This is a genomic window from Myxococcus sp. RHSTA-1-4 (assembly GCF_020037125.1).
In the GTDB taxonomy this organism is placed as follows: Bacteria; Myxococcota; Myxococcia; order Myxococcales; family Myxococcaceae; genus Myxococcus.
In genome coordinates this window covers 57042-77233 of sequence record NZ_JAIQDG010000002.1, presented here as the reverse complement: position 1 = coordinate 77233, position 20192 = coordinate 57042, and the positions used below count along the sequence as shown (strand labels likewise).

The window sequence follows — 20192 nt, the reverse complement described above, 5'->3', positions numbered from 1 at the left end:
CCAGCGGCTGGAGGCAGCCCTTCGTAGAAGGGCCGGATGCGCGGCTGCGCGAACACCGCGCGCCCCTGCACCCTGCTGACGAGTCGAGAGAGGAAGTCGCTCATTCGCCGGCCAGCTCCAGATAGAAGCGCCGCCGCTGCGGCCCCATGGCCAGGATGCTCTCCTCACTCCAGCAATACGCGCGCGCCAACACATGCACCTCACGAAGGAGGCGCCGCGCCTCCACGGCCAGCTCCCGCCAGAAGAACTCCGTGATGTCGATGGCCACTTCCAACACGTGGCCGCAGGACGGGCAGCGGAGGTCCACCTGTGCATCGGCGACCCCTGCCTCCTCCTCCAGGCGCGCGCAGAGGGCCGTGACGACCCCGTCTGGCAGCGCATCGGCGGAGAAGGCGCCCTGGGAATCGCTGGCACCGAGCACGCATCGGCGGAGCAGCAGTTGCCGCGCGGCACCGGCATCCGGACACCGGGCCACCGCGGCAAGGTCCCGGCTGTCCGGCAGTCGATACCGCACCTCCACGCCGTCGGCCTCCAGGACACGCCCACTTCGCGCCGTGTTCAACAGGGCGAGGAGGCGCTCCGTCTCGACCTGGAATTCGAGGGACGTGCGGCAGGCCGGGCACTCGGCGTAGCAGTCCAGCAACGGCCCCACGGTCCGCTCACGCAGCCGCAGCAGCAGTGAGTCCCGGGATGCCACATCCAGTGCCACCAACTCCTGCCTCGACAGCTCCGGGCAGGCGGCGCCCACCAACGTCAGCGCCCGGTCAAGCGGGTGCTGGGGTTGCCCCACCTCCCAGAGGTGGACGATGTCGCTGGCCGACAGCGCGCGCATGAGCTCACGGGAGCTGCGGCTCCGTCGGCTCCTTCACCTGGTCGTCGCGCTCCCAGCCCTCGTTCTCGAGCTTGATGTACTCGATGGCCACCGCGTTCCCATTGGCGTCCAGCTCTGGCAGCGCCTGGAACTCGGACACCCAGCAACGGAAGACGTTGTACGCCAGCACGACCTGGCCTGCCTCGTTGTAGACCTGGATGCGGATGTCCTTTCGGAAATCCTTCAGCGAGGACTCCCCCCCTTCCAGGGGCTTGGCCGCGTAGTTCCACACCTTGCGAGCCCACGCCTCGAACTCGGGGTCGTGCGTCACGCCCCGCTCCAGGGTGATGGCCTCGTACTCGGTGCGGCCGGGAGACTTCCGCGAACTGCTGAAGTCACCGCCATCGCGGTGCTTCACCACCTCGGTGGTGCGCTTGAGGGCGCCAACCTTGCTGACTCCCGCTACGTCGCGACCGTCCCAACGAACGCGGAACTTGAAGTTCTTATAGGGGTCCAGCCGCACCGCATTGACGGTGAATTGCGCCACGATGTCCTCCTCGAATCCTTACACCGGGTCCTTACGCGCCCACCTGTCCGGCCATCTGCTGCAGCTTGATGATGACGAACTCAGCCGGCTTGAGCGGCGCGAAGCCGACGTGGATATTGACGATTCCGCGATTGCGGTCGTCCTGCGTCGTGGTGTCCTTGTCGCACAGCACGAAGTAGGCCTCATTGGGCGCCCGGCCCTGGAAGGCTCCCTGGCGGAAGAGGCCGTGCATGAAGGACCCCACGTTGAGGCGGATCTGCGCCCAGAGCGGCTCGTCGTTCGGCTCGAACACCACCCACTGCGTGCCGCGATAGAGGCTCTCCTCGATGAAGAGGGCGAGGCGGCGGATGGGGAGGTACTTCCACTCGGACCCCAGCCGGTCATCCCCTTGCAGGGTGCGAGAGCCCCAGATGATGCGACCGGCTCCCGGCATGGAGCGCAGGCAGTTGATGCCCATCGGGTTGAGCTCGCCGTTCTCCGCGTCCGTGAGTGGCACGCTCAGCCGCGGCACGCCCGCCAGCGTCGCCTCCAGTCCCGCCGGGGCCTTCCACACGCCACGCTGCGCGTCGATGCGCGCGATGGTGCCCGCCACCGCGCCGCTCGGCGCGAACGTCTCCAGCTGGTTGCCGCGCAGCGGGTTGGCCTGCACCAGCCGCGGGAAGAACACCGCGGCGTTCTTGCTCTTCGTGCCCAGCGTGTCGAGCCCCGACTTCGCCGTGGCCTTGTTGTTCCAGCTCGTGGGCGGATCCACGATGTACATCGCGCGACGCCGCTCACAATATGCCGCGGCCTCGGTGATGAGCGCCGCGTCCACGTCCCCCGTATCGAGGTATGGAGGGATGCAGAGCAGGTTGAAGAGGTCCGCGTTCTCCAGCGCGTAGAGCCCCACCTTGCTCGCCTGCGCCCCCGTGGGGGAGAAGCTGTCGGCGAGCGTCAGCGCCTGTCCGTCGGCCGCCTGGGTCACATCCGCCGTGGGGTCAGCGACGACGACGGGCTCGGTCCCCGGCCACGCGCCGGCCCAGCGCACCAGCTTGGACTCGGCGGCGAGGACCCGGTCCACCCGGCGCGCGGTGTCCTTGACCGTCAAGTGCAGGTGCTGCTCGGTGGCGCCCCCGGCGCCGGTGTCGCGCACCGTGAGGTTGAAGAGGTCGGCCGCCGTCAGCCCCATGCGAGCGGCCACCTCGGCCGAGCCCGGCGTCTCCACGGAAACCGCCAGGTTGTTGCCCCAGGCGCCCTCGTTGGCGGCCTCCAGCGTCAGGCCACCCACCGCCACCCCGGCCCTCCCCGGCTTGGCCCCCGTCCCCGACTCCGCCCGGTACAGGCGCACGACGATGGCCTGCCCACCGCCGTTGAGGAAGAAGTCGCGCACGGCGAAGCTCATCGAGCTCTTGAGCCACAGGCCGCCGAAAGTGCGCTCGAAGTCGGCGAAGCTGTTGATGACAACCGGCTCGTTGACAGGACCTCGAAGCGCTCGGCCGATGAAGGCGGTCACCGACGTGGCCACGCCGGTGAGCGTTCTCACGCCACTCGGAACTTCCTCGAGGTAGACGCCGGGATACGTGGGAGAGACGGGCATACGGTTCTCCTTGGACCCAAGTTGACTTCAACGTCGCATACCGACTGGCTGCCCCCCCAGTTCCAGATGAGTCAATTGGCCCAAGAGGCAACGTACGCCACTTGCGAATGGATTCGAGTATCGTCCCGCCACAATTCCTGTCAACCAACAATCAATTCAAGCCGTGACATCCTTTTGGCATGACAGGCACACATCTCCGCCGCTCGCGTGAGAGCGACGCCGCGGGACGTACAGCCCCCCCACGGTCATCGCATCCTGGGCCGGAGGGCTGACATGAACCCTTCAGGTTGAAATTCGCGAACCCACCCGGCAGGTAGGCTCGCGCGCACGGGCCCTCTGGATGGGCACGCGTGTCCGCGACGAACAGCCTGGTGAACCGCAAGCCATTGCCGCAGCCCGTCACGCGGCTTGAGGCTCCACCCAGCTGTTCGTCGCTCCAGACAACGGGCGCCGGCTCAGCGGTCGTTCCACTTCGGCGGGCGCTTCTCCAGGAACGCGGAGATGCCCTCGCCGGCGTCGTCCGCGAGCACGTTCAACGAGAGCTGCGACGCCAGGTACTCCAGCGCGGCGGGCAGCGGCAGGTCCTCCGCGGTGAAGAAGGCGCGGCGTCCCAGCGCCAGCACCGCCTGGCTCTTTCCGGCCAGCTTCCCCGCCAGCGCGTTCACCGCCGTGTCCAGCTCCGCCGCCGGCACCACCCGGTTGACGAGCCCCAGCGCCAGCGCCTCGCGCGCCGGCAGCCTGTCTCCCGTGAGCACCAGCTCCAGCGCCCGCTTGCGCCCCAGGTGCCGCTGCAGGAGCGCCATCATCATCATGGGGAACAGCCCCACGTCGATTTCCGGCGTGCCCAGGTCCGCGCCCTCGACCATCACCGCCAGATCACACGCGAGCACCAGCCCCAGGCCGCCCGCAAGCGCGTGCCCGTTGACGCGGGCCACCGTGGGCTTGCGCAGCTCCTGGAAGCGCGCCAGCAGCCGCCCGTAGGAGCGCCGGCCCTCGTGAGTCGCCAGGAAGCCCTCGTCACCCGCCATCGTCCCCAGGTCGCCGCCCGCGCAGAAGACCTTCTCCCCCGCGCCGGTGAGCACCAGCACCCGCACCGCGGGGTCGGACTCGGCGCGCTCCAGCGCCGCCATCAGCCCGCGCACCACCGCGGGTGACAGCGCGTTGCGGGCCTTCGGCCGGTCGATGGTCAGGAGCGCTTGGGTGCCTTGGACTTCGTAGCGGACTTCTCCGACGGCTTCTCCGACTTCCATTCGGCTGCCTCCTCGCCATGGGCGCCCGAGAGGACGCCGTAAAGGAAGGAGTCGGCGATCTGCGCCTTGGCCCGCTCCAGCGCGGCGACGTCGCGCGAGTCGGTCAGCCCCACCACGAAGGCGGTGAGCCCCATCTCGATGTTGCCGAAGAGAAGCGCGGAGGCCAGATGCGGGTCCATGTCCGCGCGCAGCTCGCCGGACTCCTTCGCCCGGGTGAACAGCTCCGAGCTGAGCCGGATGGCGTCCACGAAAGCCGTCTGCCGGTTGATGCGGGAGCCGGCCGGGCTGCGGGCAATCTCCAGGATGAGGACCTTCACCGCGCGCGGGTCCACCCGGTAGGCCTCGAAGGCCACGTCGACGATGCCGCGCACCTTCTCCGCGAGCGTCCCTTCCGCCTCCACCACCGCGCGCACGCGCGTGACGAAGCCGCTCCAGCCCGTGTCGAACACGGTCTCCAGCAGCTCGTCCTTGTTCTTGAAGTAGTGGTAGACGAGCCCGTACGCGACGCCCGCCTCCTTGGCCACGTCCGCGATGCGGCAGCCGTGGTAGCCCTTGCGGGCGAACACGTCGATGGCCGCGCGCAGGATGGTGCGGCGGCGCTCACTCTCACGCGAGCCGTTGTCCGCCGCCGTCTTGCTCTGCTGACCCACGACGTCCTCCACCCGAGGGGTGATTCAATAATCAGCCGAAGGGCGGGAACCTACGGAGGGAGGGCCCCGGGGTCAATGCCTTGTTGCGGCACGCCAGGGCCCCCACCGGTTTCAGCGCACCCGCCCGGCGACGGTGGGGCCGACGACGCCCACCTTGTGCCCGTCGAGCTGGGCGGCCGTGTAGTAGCACGTCGGCGACACCGTCCAGGCCACGGGCGGCTCGCTGGCCGGGGGAGGATTGCCCTCCGGCGGCTGCTCGTGGACGTCCTGCACGCTGTAGCTCTCGAACTTGAACGACGGGTACGTCAGGGCGATGCCGGTGAGCGTGGGCGCCACCTTGACGGGGCCGGACGCGCCGCCGTTGCAGCCGTCGTCGTTGGAGTTCTGGGCCATGCGGTTGTACCAGGGGTCCGACACGAGGAACTCGACCGTCTGCGCGCCGAAGTGCTCGACGATGAACGTGGCCGGGTCCTGGCTGGGCAGCGGGCGGATCTGCCGGAACACCTGGGGCGCATCCAGCTCGTGCGGCCAGCCCGTCCAGAGGATGCGCTCCTGCACCCAGATGAGCGTGGACGCGTCGAACTGCTTGTTCTTCCCGTTCCACTTGCCGTCGCCGTTGGTGTCGACGAAGCGCTCGTGAGGGTCCCACGTGCCGTTGTCGTTGTTGTCGACGAAGGGCTCGGTCAGGTCCACGAAGGGCTCGCCCGAGTCCCACTGGCCGTTGTTGTTGTTGTCGTCGTACGCCTCCTCGCCGCTGGTGATGGCGATGATGGAGACGAGGTTGTCACGCGGGTTGTTGACCTTGCCCGGACGGATGGGGTCACTGCGGCGCGGCTCGGGACGCGTGTCGTACGGCCGGGCCGGGTTGCCGTAGTTCACGAGCGGGTTCTCCTCCCACAGGAAGGGGTGCATCCACAGGGGGGCGATGTACTCGCCCGTGTGGACGTCATCGTCCGGAGGGGACCAGGTGAACTCGCCCGGGGCCACGTCCTCGGGCAGCGGGTAGGACGACTTGTAGAGGACCTCGGCGTTGCCCACCACGTCGGTGGACGTCACCGCGCTGGGGCCGATGGTGCCCGCCTCGGTGAGGAAGGACACCTGGGCGCCGGTGATGCCGTCGCCGTTGCGGTCGCCCACGTGGGCGTTGCACCGCAGCTTCACGCCGGCGATGAGGTGGCGCGTCTCGTCCCACGCGCCAATCGCGTGGTGCAGGCCGGAGCCATCACCGGCGAACGCGCCGCACTGGAAGGTGAGCTGGCGGGCGCTGGAGTTGGTGCCGGCGAAGCTCACCACCGGGCTGACGGCCGTCTTCGTCTCGCCGTCACCGCTGGCGGTGGCCACGACGACGACGGAGGCCACGCGGCCTCCCCGGGCGACCACCTGCACGGAGACCACACCGTCACCGGTGTTGGTGGTGCCCTCCGTGGGCGACAGCTCCACGCCGGGGACCGGCGACTGCAGCGAGAAAGAGACCGGAGTACCCGCCTGCGGCTGGCCCCGGGAGTCCACCGCGCGGAAGCGCAACGTGGTGATTTCTCCCAGTCGCGGCTGCGCCGGTGACTGGTCCACGAACTCAAGTGTGGCGGGGGCCGGCGGCGAGCACGCCACGAACATCACGCTCGCAAAGGCCACCCATGGGGCCAGACCCGGACGCATCAGCGGAGACTCCTTGGGAAGACGGGGGACTCCCCATCTTCCCGGGCTACCCGCCGTCCAGTCAAGGACAGGACAGGAAGACCGGAGACCCCTTGCGAACCGGATCTGGCTCCCGGGTGGGGGCGTCAGGCGGCGGAGCCGCTGAACATCACCCGCGCGACCCCGAGCAGGCGGTCCACGTCCCGCGCGGTGAGGCCGCGGGCACGCGCGAAGTCAGACAGGGGACGCAGCAGGTCCTCCGTCTGAGCAAGGGTCTGCTCCGTCCCCGTGAAGAGCTCCCCCAGGCTGACGCCGAGGGCGTTCGCCAGGGCCGCCAGCGTCTCCACATGGGGGACACGCTCGCCGCGCTCGATCATGGAAAGGAAGGAGACGCTGATCTGAGCCCGCTCGGCGAGCTCTTCCTGCGTCCAGCGTTCCGGTCGCTGTGTGCGAAGCTCGCGGATTCGCTGACCGATTCGTTTTCCGAGGTCCGACACGAAATGACTTCTCCTGGCTGTTTCGAGGTTGTTGGAACCCCCACGCACGGCGGGTGATTCCTAGCCGCCGGAACCGAAGGACCCGAAGCCCGCGACGCTGAGATTGATGCCGCCGAACTCCAGCGACTCATCCCTGCGCAGAATCATCACCCCTTCGATACGCCAGCAGTCGCATGCCGGCCCGTAGGAGAGGCCGAATGTCTGCTGGTACAGGGGCTTGGATTCTTGGGTTGTCAGATCTTGATAAAGCGGCTGCACATACGCTTCGTACCGCACTCCCAGCCCAAATCCGAGCGTCAAACGCGTACCCGCGATGAGGGCCTGTTCTCGCCTGGCCGGAGGGAGTCTGGCCGGGGGGAGCCCCGGCGCCTCGAACGATGCACTGCCGACCAGGGTATCCAGCCTGCGGCGCACGGCATCCGGACCGACGGCCAGGGGGTCGGCTCCCCGCTCGATGGCCTCCGAGGGGGTGGTGAGGAAGTCGTCGAAGCGGCCATACAGCGCGGCGCCCTTGCCGTTGTCGATGGTGAAGTCCGCGCTGAGCTGGAGGATGCGGCCGGTGTTGAAGTCGTAGCGGATCTGCCCGCCCGCGTTCAGCACGCCCGCGGTGGCGCCGAGGCGGGCAAAGGTGTCGCGAAGCACCGGCCCGGTCTCCTCCTTGCGCCCGACGGCCGGGGCGTAGCGCGTCAGGTCGAACCCCTGCCCCACGCGCAGGCGCAGCGGCTCGCGCACGTCGCTCCCCCGCTTGAAGCCCAGCGTCTGGTCCACGGCGACGATGGCGTGCAGGAAGCCCCGGGTGCTCCCATCCGCCCGGAGGGGCACCGCGGCATCGATGTAGTCATAGGGCTGGGGCGCCGTGCTGTCCGAGCCCCCCGCCGAGGGCACCCGGCCCCACCCCCCCGGCACGTAGCGCACCTCCACCGAGGGGGCGAAGGCGTGGCGGTAGCCCGTGTTCTTCTCCCGCCCCGCCCAGGTGGTGGCGAGCTGGGTGTCCACCAGCAGCCCGGCCAGGGGGTAGCCCCGCTGCCAGGTCTTGCCGGAGACCTCGCCGACCCAGAAGTCCTGGCGCACCGCGAGCGAGGGCGTCACCCGGGCATAGGGCCCCAGGCCGAAGGACGTGGACAGCCGGGGAAGGAAGTCCACCCGGTCTCTCGCCTCCCGGTCCGCCGCGTTGAAGACACCGTCGGACTGGAAGGGGTCCAGAGGCTTCTGGCCGCCCGACACGGTCCTCCAGAGCGGCGAGTTCCAGGGGGGGATGAAGTCGCCCGTCGGGCTGAAGACGCCGTCGGCGCCCTCGTCCCCGAAGCCGGTGCGCAGGGGGGCGAGCCGGGAGTACTCCACCTGGAGCCCGCCCTTCATCAGCCCCCCCGCCAGCGGACGCTCGAGCAGGGCCAGGGTGATGCCCGGAAGGCGCTGGAAGGTGGACGGGCCCTTCAGCTCCGTGCCCGGTGGGAGGTACTGGGTGGGGTCGGACGGAATGCCGTTGTCCGGCACCTGGTCCGTCTTGAAGAAGCTGTAGCCCCAGCGGATGTCCTGGCGCAGCGACACATCCAGCCCGAGGTAACGGTCGTCCCGGCGCTGGTGCACCGTGGCGGTGCTGCGCAGGTACTGGTACTCGCGCAGGACGATGTCCGCGGTGAGGTCTCGCGGGTAGAAGCCGTCCGACACGAAGGACGCGTCGACCCGGTCGAACCAGCCGCCCCCCAGGTCCTGCGTGTGCTGCCAGGACGCCTCGCCGCGCAGGCCGCGAGGCCCCCCGGCAATCGCCGCGGTCCCCACTCCGTCCACCACCTCCCGGTAGTAGCTGCCATTCGGGAACCGGGGGTCTCGCACCGGCCGTGAGTCGTACAGCAGGCCCAGCGTGGCGCGGCCCCGGGTGCGCTCGCTGGGGGCGTAGCGGAACTCGGTGAGCAGGCGCGGCCCCTTCACACCGAGGTAGCGCGTCTCCTGCTGCGTCACATACTGGCCCGGTCCCCCGGCTCCACCACTCGCGACGAAGAAGGTGTGCTGCTCGTTTCCTCCGCCGGTGAAGTAGCCCGGCGTGAAGGTCATGTCGTAGCTCTGCCCCAGGGTGATGAAGAGGGGCTGCTCGAGCACGAAGCCGTTGAGGCTGGAGATGGCGGGCTTGGGGAGGAGCAGGCCCGAGCGCCGCTCGGCCAGGGGCAGGTAGAGCCAGGGCACCGCGAAGATGGGCACCGAGCGCACGTACACCACGGGCCAGGACAGGGTGGCGCGCTCGCCGAGGGTGACGTTGGCGGAGCTGGCCTCCACGCGCCAGCTCGGCTCGCCGGGGCCGCACTCACACGGGGTGAAGGCCAGGTCGTCCACGACGAAGGACTCGGGCCCGGTGCGGCGGATGCGGCTGCCGCTGAGGATGACGGGCGTCTCCCCCATGGCGCGCAGCTCCCGCGGCGTCTTCGCCGAGAGCATGGCCTCCAGGGTGACGCCCTTCTTCTGCATGAAGAGGCCGCCCTCGAGGTTGGCCTCGAAGGAGCGGATGTCCACCCGCACCGAGTCCGCCACCGCGGCCATGCCGCCGGGCCCCACGAACATGACGTTGCCGGAGGCGGTGGCGAGCTGGTTGGCCTCGTCGTACGTCACCTCGTCGGCGCGCAGCAGCATGTCCCCGGTGCGCAGCTCACAGTGGCCGCGCGCGGTGAGGACCTGCTTGTCGGCCTCGTACGCGACGAAGTCCGCCGCCAGTTCCACCGTCTCGCCGGTGGGGAGCTGCACCTGGGTGGCGAGGGGAATCTGCGCCGAGGAAACGAGCAGCGCGGCGGCGAGCGGGACGAGGATGCTCATTCAGGCGTCAGGGTATGCCGCGCCCGGGCCGCGCGGCGCGCCCTTTTCACCGGCCTGTGCGCTGGAAGTCCAATGAAATGACGTCGCCGTCCTGGCGGGCCTGATAGGGGGCCTGCTGGCGCAGCTGGATGGTGACGCGCACCGCGCGCCCCGAGGCATCCGCGTCCACCCGCGTCACCGGCGAGTTGAAGAAGGACGTGTCCAGCGGGCGGGTGTTGTTGCTCAGGTCGATGCGGGTGTTCTCCAGCTCCAGCACCACCGCGCCACCCTCCTCGCTCACGGTGTAGCGCACCGGCTCGTTGGTGCGGACGAAGACGCGAGAGGCACCGGACTGCTGCTGGAAGCCGACCAGCGTCATCGTCTTGCGGCGCGAGGACACCTCCACCGGACCGGACGAGCCACCGGACACCTCCAGGCGCTCACTCTCGCGCGGCGTGGCCATGGCCACCGCCTCGGACTTCCGGCTGGCGCGGGCGGCACGGGCCTCCTCCTGCTGGCGCTTCTTCTCCTCGGCGGCGGCCTCCTGCTCGGCGCGGCGCTCCTCGGCGGCGGCCTGGGCCGCGGCGCGGCGCTCGTCGGCGGCGCTCTTCGCGGCGGCGCGGGCCTCCTCCTGCTGGCGCTTCTTCTCCTCGGCGGCGGCCTGGGCCGCGGCGCGGCGCTCCTCCTCGGCGGCCTGGGCGGAAGCGCGGGCCTCGGCCTCCTGGCGCTTCTTCTCGTCGGCGGCGGCCTGGGCGGAAGCGCGGGCCTCGGCCTCCTGACGCTTCTTCTCCTCGGCGGCCGCGTCCGCGGCGGCACGGGCCTCGGACTCCTGACGCTGGGCGGCGGCGCGGGCCTCCTCCTGGCGCTTGCGCTCGGCCTCGGCGTCCGCCTGGGCGCGGGCGGCGGCCTCGGCGGCGGCCTTCTCCTGGGCTTCCCGGTCGGCGCGGGCCGCGGCGGCGGCATCAGCGGCGGCCTTCTCCTGGGCCTGGCGGTCCGCCTCCGCGGCCGCGGCGGCCTGGGCGGAGGAGCCGTCCGTGGTGGGCTGCGCGGCGGGAGCGGCCTCCGGCTGGGCCGGCGCCTGCGCCACGGCCTGGCCTCCGCCACCGGCCACCCGGACGACGAGCTGGTTGCCGTTGGCCTGGATGTCCGTCTCCACCTCGCGCTCGTAGCCGATGAGCACCCGGGCGATGGCGGAGGCGTCCGAGCCGTAGCTCGCGGTGCGGATGCCCGTCACCGTGCCATTGCCCACCTGCATCTCCTCCGGGACGTTGGAGAAGACGGCCTCGGAGATGTCGATGACGAGCCGCGGCGGGTCCGTCATGGTGAAGGTGGTGAAGTTGGGCTTCTTCGTGCCGTTGATGGTCACGGTGCCGCCATTCACCTGCACGCCGGAGATGGTGTTCAGGTCCGCCGCCGGCGCTTGCGCGAGCGCCACCACGGGCACGAGCACCACACCGAGCAGCCACACGGCCAAGGCCTTCATCGACTACTCCCCTTCACGTTGACGGAGAGCAGGGATGCTAGCACGCGCCCTCCGCCCTCCAACTTTCCGTCCGGAAGCGTCCGGCGCAAGCACACGCTTCCGGGCGAGCCGACCCCGGAACGCCCCTCCGGGCGCCCCACCCCCGGCCCACCCCACCGGCGCGCTACCGCAGGCGAGGCAGGCTCGGCGGGCGGTTGCGGTGGGTGCGGGCGTACTCGATGAGGTTCTTGATGTCGTAGCAGATCTGCCGGATGTCGTGCCCCATCGTCAGCTCGATGTGGCTGTTGCCCTTCACCGGGCGCCAGAGGAGGTACTCGCTCTTCGCCGCGCGGTACACGCTCCGGGTGGACTCCAGCGAGGCCAGCGGGTCCAGGTCCCCGAAGATGATGGCCATGGGGACTTCGATGCGGCCGAAGCCGCGCTTGAAGTCGAAGCCGGTGCGGTAGCAGACCATCTCCCCGCGGCGGATCCACTTCGCGAACTGCTCCAGCACCCGGCGCGGCTCGCGCTCTCCGCCCTCGCGCAACAGCCAGCGGATGTCGTCCGCGCTCACCCGCTCCGGGTTGATGAGCCGGTTCAACCGGGTGGTGAGCTGCTGGTACAGCGGCGAGTCCTCGGCCTTGCCGAGCTGCCGCTCGACGAACTTGAGGATGAGGTCCACCGGCACGGCCTTGAACCGGAGCGCGCGGCGCTCCTCCGGCGTGAGCTTGCGGCCCAGCCCGGCGTTGAGGGCCCCCACCCCGCGCGCCAGCAGCTTGCGGCTCACGCCCTCCACCTGGCCGCCCACGTTGAGCCCCGTCAGCGTCAGGTCGATGAGGCTGGCCAGCAGCGGCGCGCCATGCGCCAGCACCCGCAGCAGCATGAAGCCCCGCCCCAGGTCCGCCGGGGAGCCGATGGTGATGAGCCCCTCGAAGTCGTTGTGGATGCCGGCGTAGCCGTAGCCGAGCATGCCGCCCATGGAGTGGCCGCAGAAGAAGATGCGCTCACGGCGGGTGATGCGCTTCACCCCGGACACGGCGGCGGGCAGGTCGTAGAGGAAGTAGCTGTCGATGTCCCAGCCGTAGTCCAGGTCGGGCGGCAGGGGGCGCTTGAAGCGCTCGGCCCGCTCCTTCTGGAACTCGATGGAGCTCTTGCCGTGGCCGCGCAGCTCCAGGATGTGGATGTCCACCCCGAAGAACAGCAGGTTCTTGACGAACTGGCCGCTCGTCCAGGTGTGCCGGTTCTGGGAGAAGCCATGCACCAGCAGCAGCGGCTCACCGAACAGCGGCTGCGGGAAGGGTTGCTTCACCGGCCGGTAGCGGGTGATGACCAGGGACCAGCCGTCCGCCGTCTCCACGACGTACTTCGTCTTCGAGTAAAGCGCCCGGAAGTCGACTTCGTCGACCGTGGGGATGGGCGGCCCGGGGGTCGCGGCGGATCTCCAGTCCGGCAGGCGCATATCTTGAATCTACGGCGACTGATGCATCGCGCCAAGGTTTCGGACCAGGCAGGCCTTCACCATGCCGACCAGGAACAGTGAGCCTGTACAGAGCACGACGTCGTCCGGCCCCGCGTGCCGGCGTGCCGCGGCGAGCGCCGAGTCCACGTCAGACCAGGCAGACACGTCCGCGCAGAGTGCACGGGCCTCGTCCAGGTAGGCCGCGGGCGCGAGCGAGCGTGGAGTGTCCAGGGGCGTGAGCTGTACCGAGGTACACCTGGGAAACAGGGCCCGCATCATCGGCCCCCGGTCCTTGTCCCCCACCACCCCGAAGACGAGGTGGACGCGGCGCCCCGGGTACAACGTGCTCAGCGAGGCGAGCAGCACCTCCACCCCCGCGGGGTTGTGGGCACCGTCCAGCAGGATGGGAGGCTGCCCCCCCACCTCCTCCAGGCGGCCCGGCCAGCGCGCCGAGGCCAGCCCCGCCCGCGCGGCCTCCGGGGAAACGAGGATTCCGCGCGCGTGGAGGGCTTCCAGGCTGGCGAGCGCCACGGCGGCGTTCTGCCGCTGGTGCGGCCCACGAAGGGCCAGCGTCAGCCCGTCCAGAGACCAGGAGGCTCCACGGTAGGACAGGCCGCCGTCGGGACGGACCTCCATGGCGAAGTCCCTCCCCTCCACCCATAGCGGAGCCCCCACCTCCCCGGCCTTCCGGACAATCGCCTCCAGGGCCTCCGGCTCCTGCCGCGCCACCACGCAGGGCACGCCGGGCTTGAGGATGCCGGCCTTCTCCCCGGCGATGGCCTCCAGGGTGTGGCCCAGGTACTCCATGTGGTCGAAGGACACGGGGGTGATTGCCGTCACCACCGGGCTCGCGGCGGTGGTGGCATCCAGCCGGCCTCCGAGGCCCGTCTCCAGCACGGCCACGTCCACGCCCACCCGGGCGAAGTGCCAGAGGGCCACCACGGTGCCGAACTCGAAGTACGTCATCGGCTCGGAGACAGCCGAGGGGTAGCGCTCCAGCACGTCGAGGATGGCGCGGCCGAAGTCCTCGTCGGAGATGTCCGCGCCGTCCACGCGGATGCGCTCGTTGACGCGCACCAGGTGCGGGGACGTGTAGAGGCCCACGCGGTGCCCGGCGGCCTGGAGGGCGGCGGCGGTGAAGGCGCAGGTGCTGCCCTTCCCGTTGGTGCCCGCCACGTGCAGCGCCGGGTAGCGGCGCTCCGGGTGACCCAGCGCCGCCAGCGCTTCACGCACCCGCTCCAGCCCCAGCTTGATGCCCGAGGGGTTGAGCTTCGCGAGGAAGGCCAGCGCCTCCTGTGGCGTCCGGGGCGCGCTCATGCCGGTGGGGCCGCCGTGCGCCTCAGCCCAGCAGGCCGAGAATCTGGCCCAGCTTCGTGCGCAGCTCCTTGCGGTGCACGATGCTGTCGATCATCCCGTGCTCCAGCAGGAACTCCGAGCGCTGGAAGCCCTCGGGCAGCTTCTGGCGGATGGTCTGCTCGATGACGCGCGGACCGGCGAAGCCGATGAGGGCCTTGGGCTCGGCGAGGATGACGTCCCCCAGCCACGAGAAGGACGCGGCCACGCCGCCGGTGGTGGGGTTGAGCATCACGGAGATGTAGGGCCGGGTGCCGGTGCGGAAGCGGGCGATGGCAGCGGACGTCTTGGCCATCTGCATGAGGGAGAAGATGCCCTCCTGCATGCGCGCGCCACCGGACGCGGAGAAGATGATGGCGGAGCACTTCAGGTCATGGGCCCGCTCGAAGACGCGCGCCACCTTCTCGCCCACCACCGAGCCCATGGAGCCGCCCATGAACTCGAAGACGAAGCAGCCCACGGAGACCTGGTGGCCCTCGATGCGGCCCACGCCGGAGATGAAGGCGTCGCACTCGCCCAGGTTCTTCCGCGTGGACTTCAGCCGGTCCTTGTACTTCTTCGAGTCACTGAACCCGAGCGGGTCCTGCGGCTCCAGGTCCTTGTCGAACTCCTCGAAGCTGTCCGGGTCCAGCAGCGTGGTCAGCCGGGAGCGGGCCGGCCAGGCATGGTGGTGCTCACAGTGCGGGCACACCATCCAGTTCTTCTCGAGGTCCTGCCGGTAGATGATTTCGTCGCAGGACTCGCACTTCGCCCACAACCCTTCCATGCGGGACGGGCGGGACTCGGTCGTCTGCTCGGTTTCGGTGGAGATGCGGGGCTTCTTGGAGAACCAGGCCATGTCGAGGCGGGGTTAATCCCGCGCGGCCCCACCCGTCAACCTCTCCGTGTGGCGCGCCGCGTTGACATCCGCGGGACTACAGCTCGAAGGTGTCACCCAGCTCGAGGACTTCCACGGGCAGCGTGGACAGCTCCTTCTTGAGCTGGGCCACGAAGGCGGGCTTGAGGTGGTAGAGCATCACCGAGGCGCCGTTGCGGTGGAACTTCTTCAGCTCCTGCTCCAGCGTGTACGGCGTCAGGTGTCCGGAGATGTCCGCCAGCGACTGGAGCTTGTTGGGGAAGGACGTCTCCAGCAGCAGCGCCTTGAGGTTCTTCGTCTCGTTGAGCGCCTTCCAGAGCTTGTCGGTGGGCCCGGTGTCGCCGCTCATGGCGAGGGTGCTCTTCCCGTCGGAGATGATGAAGCCGCAGGACTCCACCGGGTGGCTCACCGGCACGCTGCGCACGGTGTAGGGGCCCACCTGGAAGGTGCCGCCGGCGCGGAAGGTCTTGATTTGGAGGACGGGCCTGGCGCGCGTGGGGATGCGGGTGAAGTCCGGCCAGAGCGCGTTGTTGAACATGTTGTCGCGCAGGGCCCGGGCGCACTCGCGCGAGGCGTGGATGGTGATGGGCCTGTCGCGGCGGCCGATGACCAGGTCCGCCATCAGCGGCAGGTCCTTGATGTGGTCGAAGTGGCTGTGGCCCACGAGGATGTGGTCCACGCGGCACAGCTCCTCCAGCGAGAGGGTCCCCGTCAGTGCCCCCGCGTCGAGCGCGAGCACGTCATCGACGAGGAAGCACGTGCTCTTGCAGGTGGGCAGCTCGCCGCCGTGACAGCCGAGGACTCGCAGCTTCACGCTAGAGGTCTCCGAACTTCCACTTCATCTCCAGGTATTGGAGGAAGTCGTGGAGTCTGTCCGTGTCATACACGGTCAGTCTGTCAGTGCCGCGCTCGATGAGACCGGCCCGCTCCAGCTTGTCCAGCATGCTCCGCACCGCGGGCTCGCCCACGCCGAGCTGCCGGGGCATCTCGCGCACCACGAAGTCGATTTCCACGCCCCCCTCCTGGGGCCGCCCGCGCGTCAGGGTGGCCTGGAGGATGTGGTGCACGACGCGGCTGGCGGGGTCGTGGTGGAGGAGGTTTTCAATCTGCGCGTCGGCCTCGGAGAGGCGCTCGGCCAGCTTCTTGATCATCCGGACGGCGATCTCCGCGTTGCCGCGGATCATCCCCTCGAACGTCTTGGGGTCGATGACCAGCAGCCGCGCGTCGTCCTGGACGACGGCGGACGCGTTCCGGGGCTTGTTGGAGATGATGGCCATCTCCCCGAAGAACTCACCGGGGCCCAGCACCGCGAGGACCTTCTCCACGTCGCGCACGCGCTTGGAGATGGAGACCTTCCCCGCCTGGATGACGAACATCTCCTTGCCCGTCTCTCCCTCGCGGAAGAGCTGGGTTCCTTTGGGGAATTCCTTCCCGAAACGTTGAAAGAGGGTTTCCTCGGCGCCCATCCTGCGCGGAGTCAATCAGCCCCCACCCCCCCGGTCAAATTCCCTGGCTGTGCGCCGCGGTGCGACAGCGCGTGTGAGCTGTTGGGTCGTGGCCGTGATGACACCGTCCCAGTCCGGCCCCGGGGGCAGCCCGCGGAAGGCGCGAGAGGAAGGAGGTCATCCCAGGGGGCATGGTAGCCGCAAAGACGACACCTCCGCGTCGCGTGCGTGGTGGCGCGGTGGGCTTCCCTGGACAGGGGGCGTTCGCTCAGGAGCGGTGCTGCTCGGCCGCGCGGTAGAGCCCGGAGAGGGAGAAGTCCAGCAGCGCCTGGCGCGAGCGCGTGTAGTGGTGGGCTCGGAGGAAGGGCAGCCAGACGCGGTCGCCGATGCGCACCTGCGCCTCCTCCAGCTTCTGGCGCGGTATCCACTGTCCTCCGAGGTGCTTCACCAGCACCTCCCCCAGGTACGCGCCCACCGCGGGCATCAGGTGCTCGTCGATGACTCCCGGCCGGCGGTTCCTCAGGAAGTCCTCGCACCAGAAGTGGGCGTCCACGTCCATGAGGGACTCGGGCGAGGCGCTGAAGACGGAGGGCACGTCGGTGTGCAGCAGCGCCACGAGGCCCTCGGAGAGGTCCCCGTACTGCTGGCGCACGAAGTCCACCTCCTTCACGTCCGGGGGCAGGGCGGCGCTCGCGGGGAGCCACTCGTCCGGCTCCGGGGGGCACCAGTTATTGAGCTCGGCGATCTTGCGCTGGCGCTCGCTGATGCGGACATGGTCCACCACGCGCGTGAGGAGCGGCTCCCACTCCGGTGGGAAGCGCGGCTCCACGGGGGCCAGGATGGCGCTGCGCTCACGCAGGGTGCGCAGCAGGGTGTCGTAATCAAGGTCCGGGCGCAGGTGCGCGTGGGCGCGGGCCTGGGCCTGGCGGGCCTCGTCGCTGGCGAAGTCCGCGGCGATGGGCCAGGTCACCAGCAGGACGGCGCCGTGGGGCAACGCCTCCACCCGGTGGGCCGGCGTGGACAGCACCCGCTCGCGGCCGATGGACTCCACCAGCTTCGGGCCGAAGATGTTGAGCCAGGACACCTCGTAGATTCGGTCGAAGCCGTCACGAATGGTGGTCTGCATGTCGCGGCCGAAACAGGGGGCGCCCGATAACTGGTCCTCCGCCAGGCTGCTGGCCACGGCGTAGGTGACCGGGTAGCGGGAGGCCCAGGCGCGGACCATGTCCACGAGCTGCTGGCAGCGCTCGGTGGGCGCGAAAACGGAGAGCGGCTTGACGGAGCAACTGAAATCCAGCCGAGGCGAACGCGACGAGAACCCGAGCCTGAGCGTCATGTCCACCGCGGGCCACTCCGTCCGGTACAGCCCGATGGACGAGTAGTCATCGTCACGCCTCTCCTCCAGGCTCTTGACGACCGCGTCGCGGGAGTATTTGCGCCACCTCTTGCCGTGGACGACCTCCGGCACCCAATCGCCCGCATACGCCTCAAGGGCCCGGAGGAAGGGCTCCAGCTCACGCTCCAGCAAGACATGGGGGTCGAAGTCGGCCTCGAAGGAGAAGTAGAGGTAATCCTCCGGCTTCAAGTCGTGAATGCTGAGCCGTCTCATTGGAGCAGCACCTCCACGCCCTTGACCCTTCTTTGAACCTCGTTCACGGCCTTTTTCCAATCCACTGGAGTTTCAGGATTGAGGTCGCCACCCTCGTAGACGAGGCGGACCCGCTGGACCTGGACCGGAACCATGTCACCGTCGGGGTTGAGAGTGCGTCGGCGGATGTTCAACGTCCCGCCGTAATAGCTCAGGGCCTCCCTCGCGTCCGCGAGCATCTGCGCCTCCAGGAAATCGCCTTCCAGCCGCGAGAGCTCCCGGCTCTTGCAACTGATGCTCTCCACGCGAGCCAACTGCCCCGGAGGCGGACGCTCCTCGATGACCAGCACGTCCGTGTACCGCAGGCCGCTCTCCGGCTTCCACACCCCCACGTGTGTCTCGATTCGCGGCACATCGAAGTCCTGGAGCCACTGGCGTTGCGCCCGGGGCAGCTCCGCGTCGGCGCGCAGCAGGTTCACCATCAGGTGCTCGAAGTCGAGCCCCCGGGCGAACAGTCCGCGCATCTCCCGGTAGCCCTCCCACCTCAGCGGCCCCTTCGTGCGCAGCCCCTGCTCCAGTTCGGCCAGCCGCCGCGTCCGGTAAGTCACGTACTCGCTCCACAACACGGAGCCCTCGCGCACTCCCGGCGGCGGGGCGTCGAGCGTGGGGTGCTGCCGCTTCAGCAGCGTCACGTCCGTGGGCAGCCTCGGGCCCGGCGCCTCCCACTCCGCCTGCCGCAGCTTCTCCGCCAGGGCCTCGCGCGTGTAGCCCGCCGCCTCGTGTACCCGCGCCGCCGCGCCCGACCCCTTCTCCGCGCGACCTCGTGACAGCGTGGGCCCCGCGCGCTGCGACTTCGCCTCGGCCAGCCACGCCTGTGCCTTCCCCGCGTTTCCCCGCGCCTCGTGCAGGGCCACCGCACCAGCCTCGCCCCACTCGGCCACCACGAGGGCCCCCTCCCGGCTCGACTGGAGGCGTCGGGCCAACTCTCCCACCGCCCCACTCCCGAGCCGCGCCTCCAGTCGTGCCAGCACTCCCTTCAGCGCGTCCAGGCGTGGCGCCAACGATGGAAGCCGGACGCCCTCCCGCCCCGCGATGGCGCCTTCACGCACGGAGCGCGCGCCCCGGCCTCCCGCGTACAGGCTCACCATCAGCGCCGCGGGGGCCAGCTCACGCGTGGCCTGCTCGTACTCCCCCGACGCCAGCGAGCCCACCCCCTGAAGCGTGCCCGCCGCCAGGTGGTAGAAGCCCACCGGCACACCGAACGTCAGGTGGTCGAAGCTCCCCAGCGCCACGTTTCCCGGCGAGAAGCGCTCCGCCAGCAACGCCCTCTCCACCTCGTGCAGCGCCTCCTGATAGGCGGGCGGTAGCTGCGCGCGCTTCGCGTTGAAGTCCACGTACCGCGACTCGGCCAGCACGGGAGCGGTGGCGAGCGCGTCCCGGCCTGCCCTCCCCAAGCCCCGCGGCACGTCCTCAGCTCGCGCGTCCCGTTCCGTAAAGTCCGCGAGCTTCAGGCCCCGCCCCTCCAGTTCCTCTCGGACGGTGGCCATGCCCCCCAGCGTCTCGCCCAGTTGCTTCTCCCGGGCCAGCAGCCGCACCACCTCGCGCACCTCATCATCGAAGGCCGAGTGCAGAATGAAGAGGACGAACACCTCGGCGAGGGGCACGCCGTACTTCTCCGTGGCGGTGACGAGGAAGGCGGCGCGCTTGCGGCCCAGTACTTCCGAGGCCTTCGCGTCCAGCGGCCCCAGGGCGCCCAGCCTCACGGCGTCCCAGTCCGTCAGGGACTCCACCAGCCGGGGCATGTCCACGGTGCGCTGCAACGCCACGAAGTCGGAGGGTGAGACACACGCCAAGAAGGGCGCCAGCACCTCCGCGCTGGAGTCCATTCGCGGCCAGCCAGAGGGCACGCGTCCGCCACAGGCAGGCGCCCCGCGAGCCACCCTGGAGGGCCTTGTCGGCCCCACGGAGGTGCCGTGCACTACTCGCTCGGGATGGCGGCGGTGCAACCGCTGCGGCGCGACCTCCTCCACCACCTCCTCCGGTGACCGGGACGCGCCCGAAACCTCCACCTCGGAGGCGCCGCCCACCACGTCCCACTCCACGGCCATCAGCGACAGGCGCGGACCGGACGCCAGGGCGCCATGAGACGACGACGCGGCACAGCCAGTGCACAGCACGACAGCGGCCAGCAGCAGGCACGCCCAACCGTGAATCCAGGCACTGACGCGTGGGAGCACCTCTGCGCGACGGTGGAGCCGGGCAGCGCTGGAGTACGACATGAA

At 69.8% G+C, this 20192-nt stretch carries 16 protein-coding genes; all 16 read right to left on the bottom strand.

From position 1 onward, the window contains the following. Positions 1-100: 100 nt before the first annotated feature. Entirely contained in the window at positions 101-832 is a 732-nt protein-coding gene (locus K8638_RS03745; protein ID WP_223753008.1) for a hypothetical protein, read from the bottom strand. 4 nt (positions 833-836) lie between these two features. After that, entirely contained in the window at positions 837-1358 is a 522-nt protein-coding gene (locus K8638_RS03740) for a phage tail protein (protein ID WP_223753007.1), read from the bottom strand. A gap of 31 nt (positions 1359-1389) precedes the next feature. Then, positions 1390-2934 carry a phage tail sheath subtilisin-like domain-containing protein gene (locus K8638_RS03735; RefSeq protein WP_223753006.1) on the bottom strand — a complete coding sequence of 515 codons (1545 nt, stop codon included), beginning with the start codon at positions 2932-2934 and terminating at the stop codon, positions 1390-1392. A gap of 455 nt (positions 2935-3389) precedes the next feature. Continuing rightward, on the bottom strand, positions 3390-4184 hold the full coding sequence (locus K8638_RS03730; RefSeq protein WP_223753005.1) for an enoyl-CoA hydratase/isomerase family protein: 795 nt from the start codon (positions 4182-4184) through the stop codon (positions 3390-3392). Beyond that, positions 4121-4834, bottom strand: coding sequence for a TetR/AcrR family transcriptional regulator (locus K8638_RS03725; RefSeq protein WP_223753004.1), 714 nt, complete (start codon positions 4832-4834; stop codon positions 4121-4123). Before K8638_RS03725 ends, K8638_RS03730 begins: the two co-directional genes overlap by 64 nt. Positions 4835-4945: 111 nt before the next feature. Next, entirely contained in the window at positions 4946-6490 is a 1545-nt protein-coding gene (locus tag K8638_RS03720) for an Ig-like domain-containing protein (protein ID WP_223753003.1), read from the bottom strand. 125 nt (positions 6491-6615) lie between these two features. Continuing rightward, positions 6616-6966 (bottom strand): helix-turn-helix domain-containing protein, encoded by a 351-nt coding sequence (locus K8638_RS03715; RefSeq protein WP_163996972.1) that lies wholly within the window; start codon positions 6964-6966, stop codon positions 6616-6618. A gap of 60 nt (positions 6967-7026) precedes the next feature. Further along, entirely contained in the window at positions 7027-9768 is a 2742-nt protein-coding gene (locus K8638_RS03710) for an LPS-assembly protein LptD (RefSeq protein ID WP_223753001.1), read from the bottom strand. A gap of 46 nt (positions 9769-9814) precedes the next feature. Next, the gene (locus tag K8638_RS03705; protein ID WP_223753000.1) at positions 9815-11230 is read right to left on the bottom strand and encodes an AMIN domain-containing protein; all 1416 of its coding nucleotides are present in this window, start codon (positions 11228-11230) and stop codon (positions 9815-9817) included. 163 nt (positions 11231-11393) lie between these two features. Beyond that, positions 11394-12668: an alpha/beta hydrolase gene (locus tag K8638_RS03700; RefSeq protein ID WP_223752999.1), complete on the bottom strand. Its 1275-nt coding sequence runs from the start codon at positions 12666-12668 to the stop codon at positions 11394-11396. 9 nt (positions 12669-12677) lie between these two features. Then, positions 12678-13985, bottom strand: coding sequence for a folylpolyglutamate synthase/dihydrofolate synthase family protein (locus tag K8638_RS03695; RefSeq protein WP_223752998.1), 1308 nt, complete (start codon positions 13983-13985; stop codon positions 12678-12680). Positions 13986-14007: 22 nt separating this feature from the next. Further along, positions 14008-14859 (bottom strand): acetyl-CoA carboxylase, carboxyltransferase subunit beta, encoded by an 852-nt coding sequence (gene accD, locus K8638_RS03690; RefSeq protein ID WP_223752997.1) that lies wholly within the window; start codon positions 14857-14859, stop codon positions 14008-14010. A gap of 76 nt (positions 14860-14935) precedes the next feature. Next, a complete protein-coding gene (locus K8638_RS03685; protein ID WP_223752996.1) occupies positions 14936-15691 on the bottom strand; it encodes a 3',5'-cyclic-nucleotide phosphodiesterase in 756 nt (251 codons plus the stop codon). Between the two features lies 1 nt (position 15692). Then, positions 15693-16343, bottom strand: a complete 651-nt coding sequence (locus K8638_RS03680; protein ID WP_223752995.1) for a Crp/Fnr family transcriptional regulator — start codon at positions 16341-16343, stop codon at positions 15693-15695. Positions 16344-16590: 247 nt separating this feature from the next. Then, on the bottom strand, positions 16591-17931 hold the full coding sequence (locus K8638_RS03675) for a hypothetical protein (protein ID WP_223752994.1): 1341 nt from the start codon (positions 17929-17931) through the stop codon (positions 16591-16593). Then, positions 17928-20189, bottom strand: a complete 2262-nt coding sequence (locus tag K8638_RS03670; protein WP_223752993.1) for a hypothetical protein — start codon at positions 20187-20189, stop codon at positions 17928-17930. Before K8638_RS03670 ends, K8638_RS03675 begins: the two co-directional genes overlap by 4 nt. Positions 20190-20192: the final 3 nt, after the last annotated feature.

Bases quoted from the DNA above. Each gene is read 5' to 3' on its own strand.
- K8638_RS03680 (WP_223752995.1), bottom strand. From the start codon at position 16,343: ATGGGCGCCGAGGAAACCCTCTTTCAACGTTTCGGGAAGGAATTCCCC.
- K8638_RS03705 (WP_223753000.1), bottom strand. From the start codon at position 11,230: ATGAAGGCCTTGGCCGTGTGGCTGCTCGGTGTGGTGCTCGTGCCCGTG.
- K8638_RS03730 (WP_223753005.1), bottom strand. From the start codon at position 4,184: ATGGAAGTCGGAGAAGCCGTCGGAGAAGTCCGCTACGAAGTCCAAGGC.
- K8638_RS03700 (WP_223752999.1), bottom strand. From the start codon at position 12,668: ATGCGCCTGCCGGACTGGAGATCCGCCGCGACCCCCGGGCCGCCCATC.
- K8638_RS03720 (WP_223753003.1), bottom strand. From the start codon at position 6,490: ATGCGTCCGGGTCTGGCCCCATGGGTGGCCTTTGCGAGCGTGATGTTC.
- accD (WP_223752997.1), bottom strand. From the start codon at position 14,859: ATGGCCTGGTTCTCCAAGAAGCCCCGCATCTCCACCGAAACCGAGCAG.
- K8638_RS03695 (WP_223752998.1), bottom strand. From the start codon at position 13,985: ATGAGCGCGCCCCGGACGCCACAGGAGGCGCTGGCCTTCCTCGCGAAG.
- K8638_RS03670 (WP_223752993.1), bottom strand. From the start codon at position 20,189: ATGTCGTACTCCAGCGCTGCCCGGCTCCACCGTCGCGCAGAGGTGCTC.
- K8638_RS03735 (WP_223753006.1), bottom strand. From the start codon at position 2,934: ATGCCCGTCTCTCCCACGTATCCCGGCGTCTACCTCGAGGAAGTTCCG.
- K8638_RS03675 (WP_223752994.1), bottom strand. From the start codon at position 17,931: ATGAGACGGCTCAGCATTCACGACTTGAAGCCGGAGGATTACCTCTAC.
- K8638_RS03710 (WP_223753001.1), bottom strand. From the start codon at position 9,768: ATGAGCATCCTCGTCCCGCTCGCCGCCGCGCTGCTCGTTTCCTCGGCG.
- K8638_RS03745 (WP_223753008.1), bottom strand. From the start codon at position 832: ATGCGCGCGCTGTCGGCCAGCGACATCGTCCACCTCTGGGAGGTGGGG.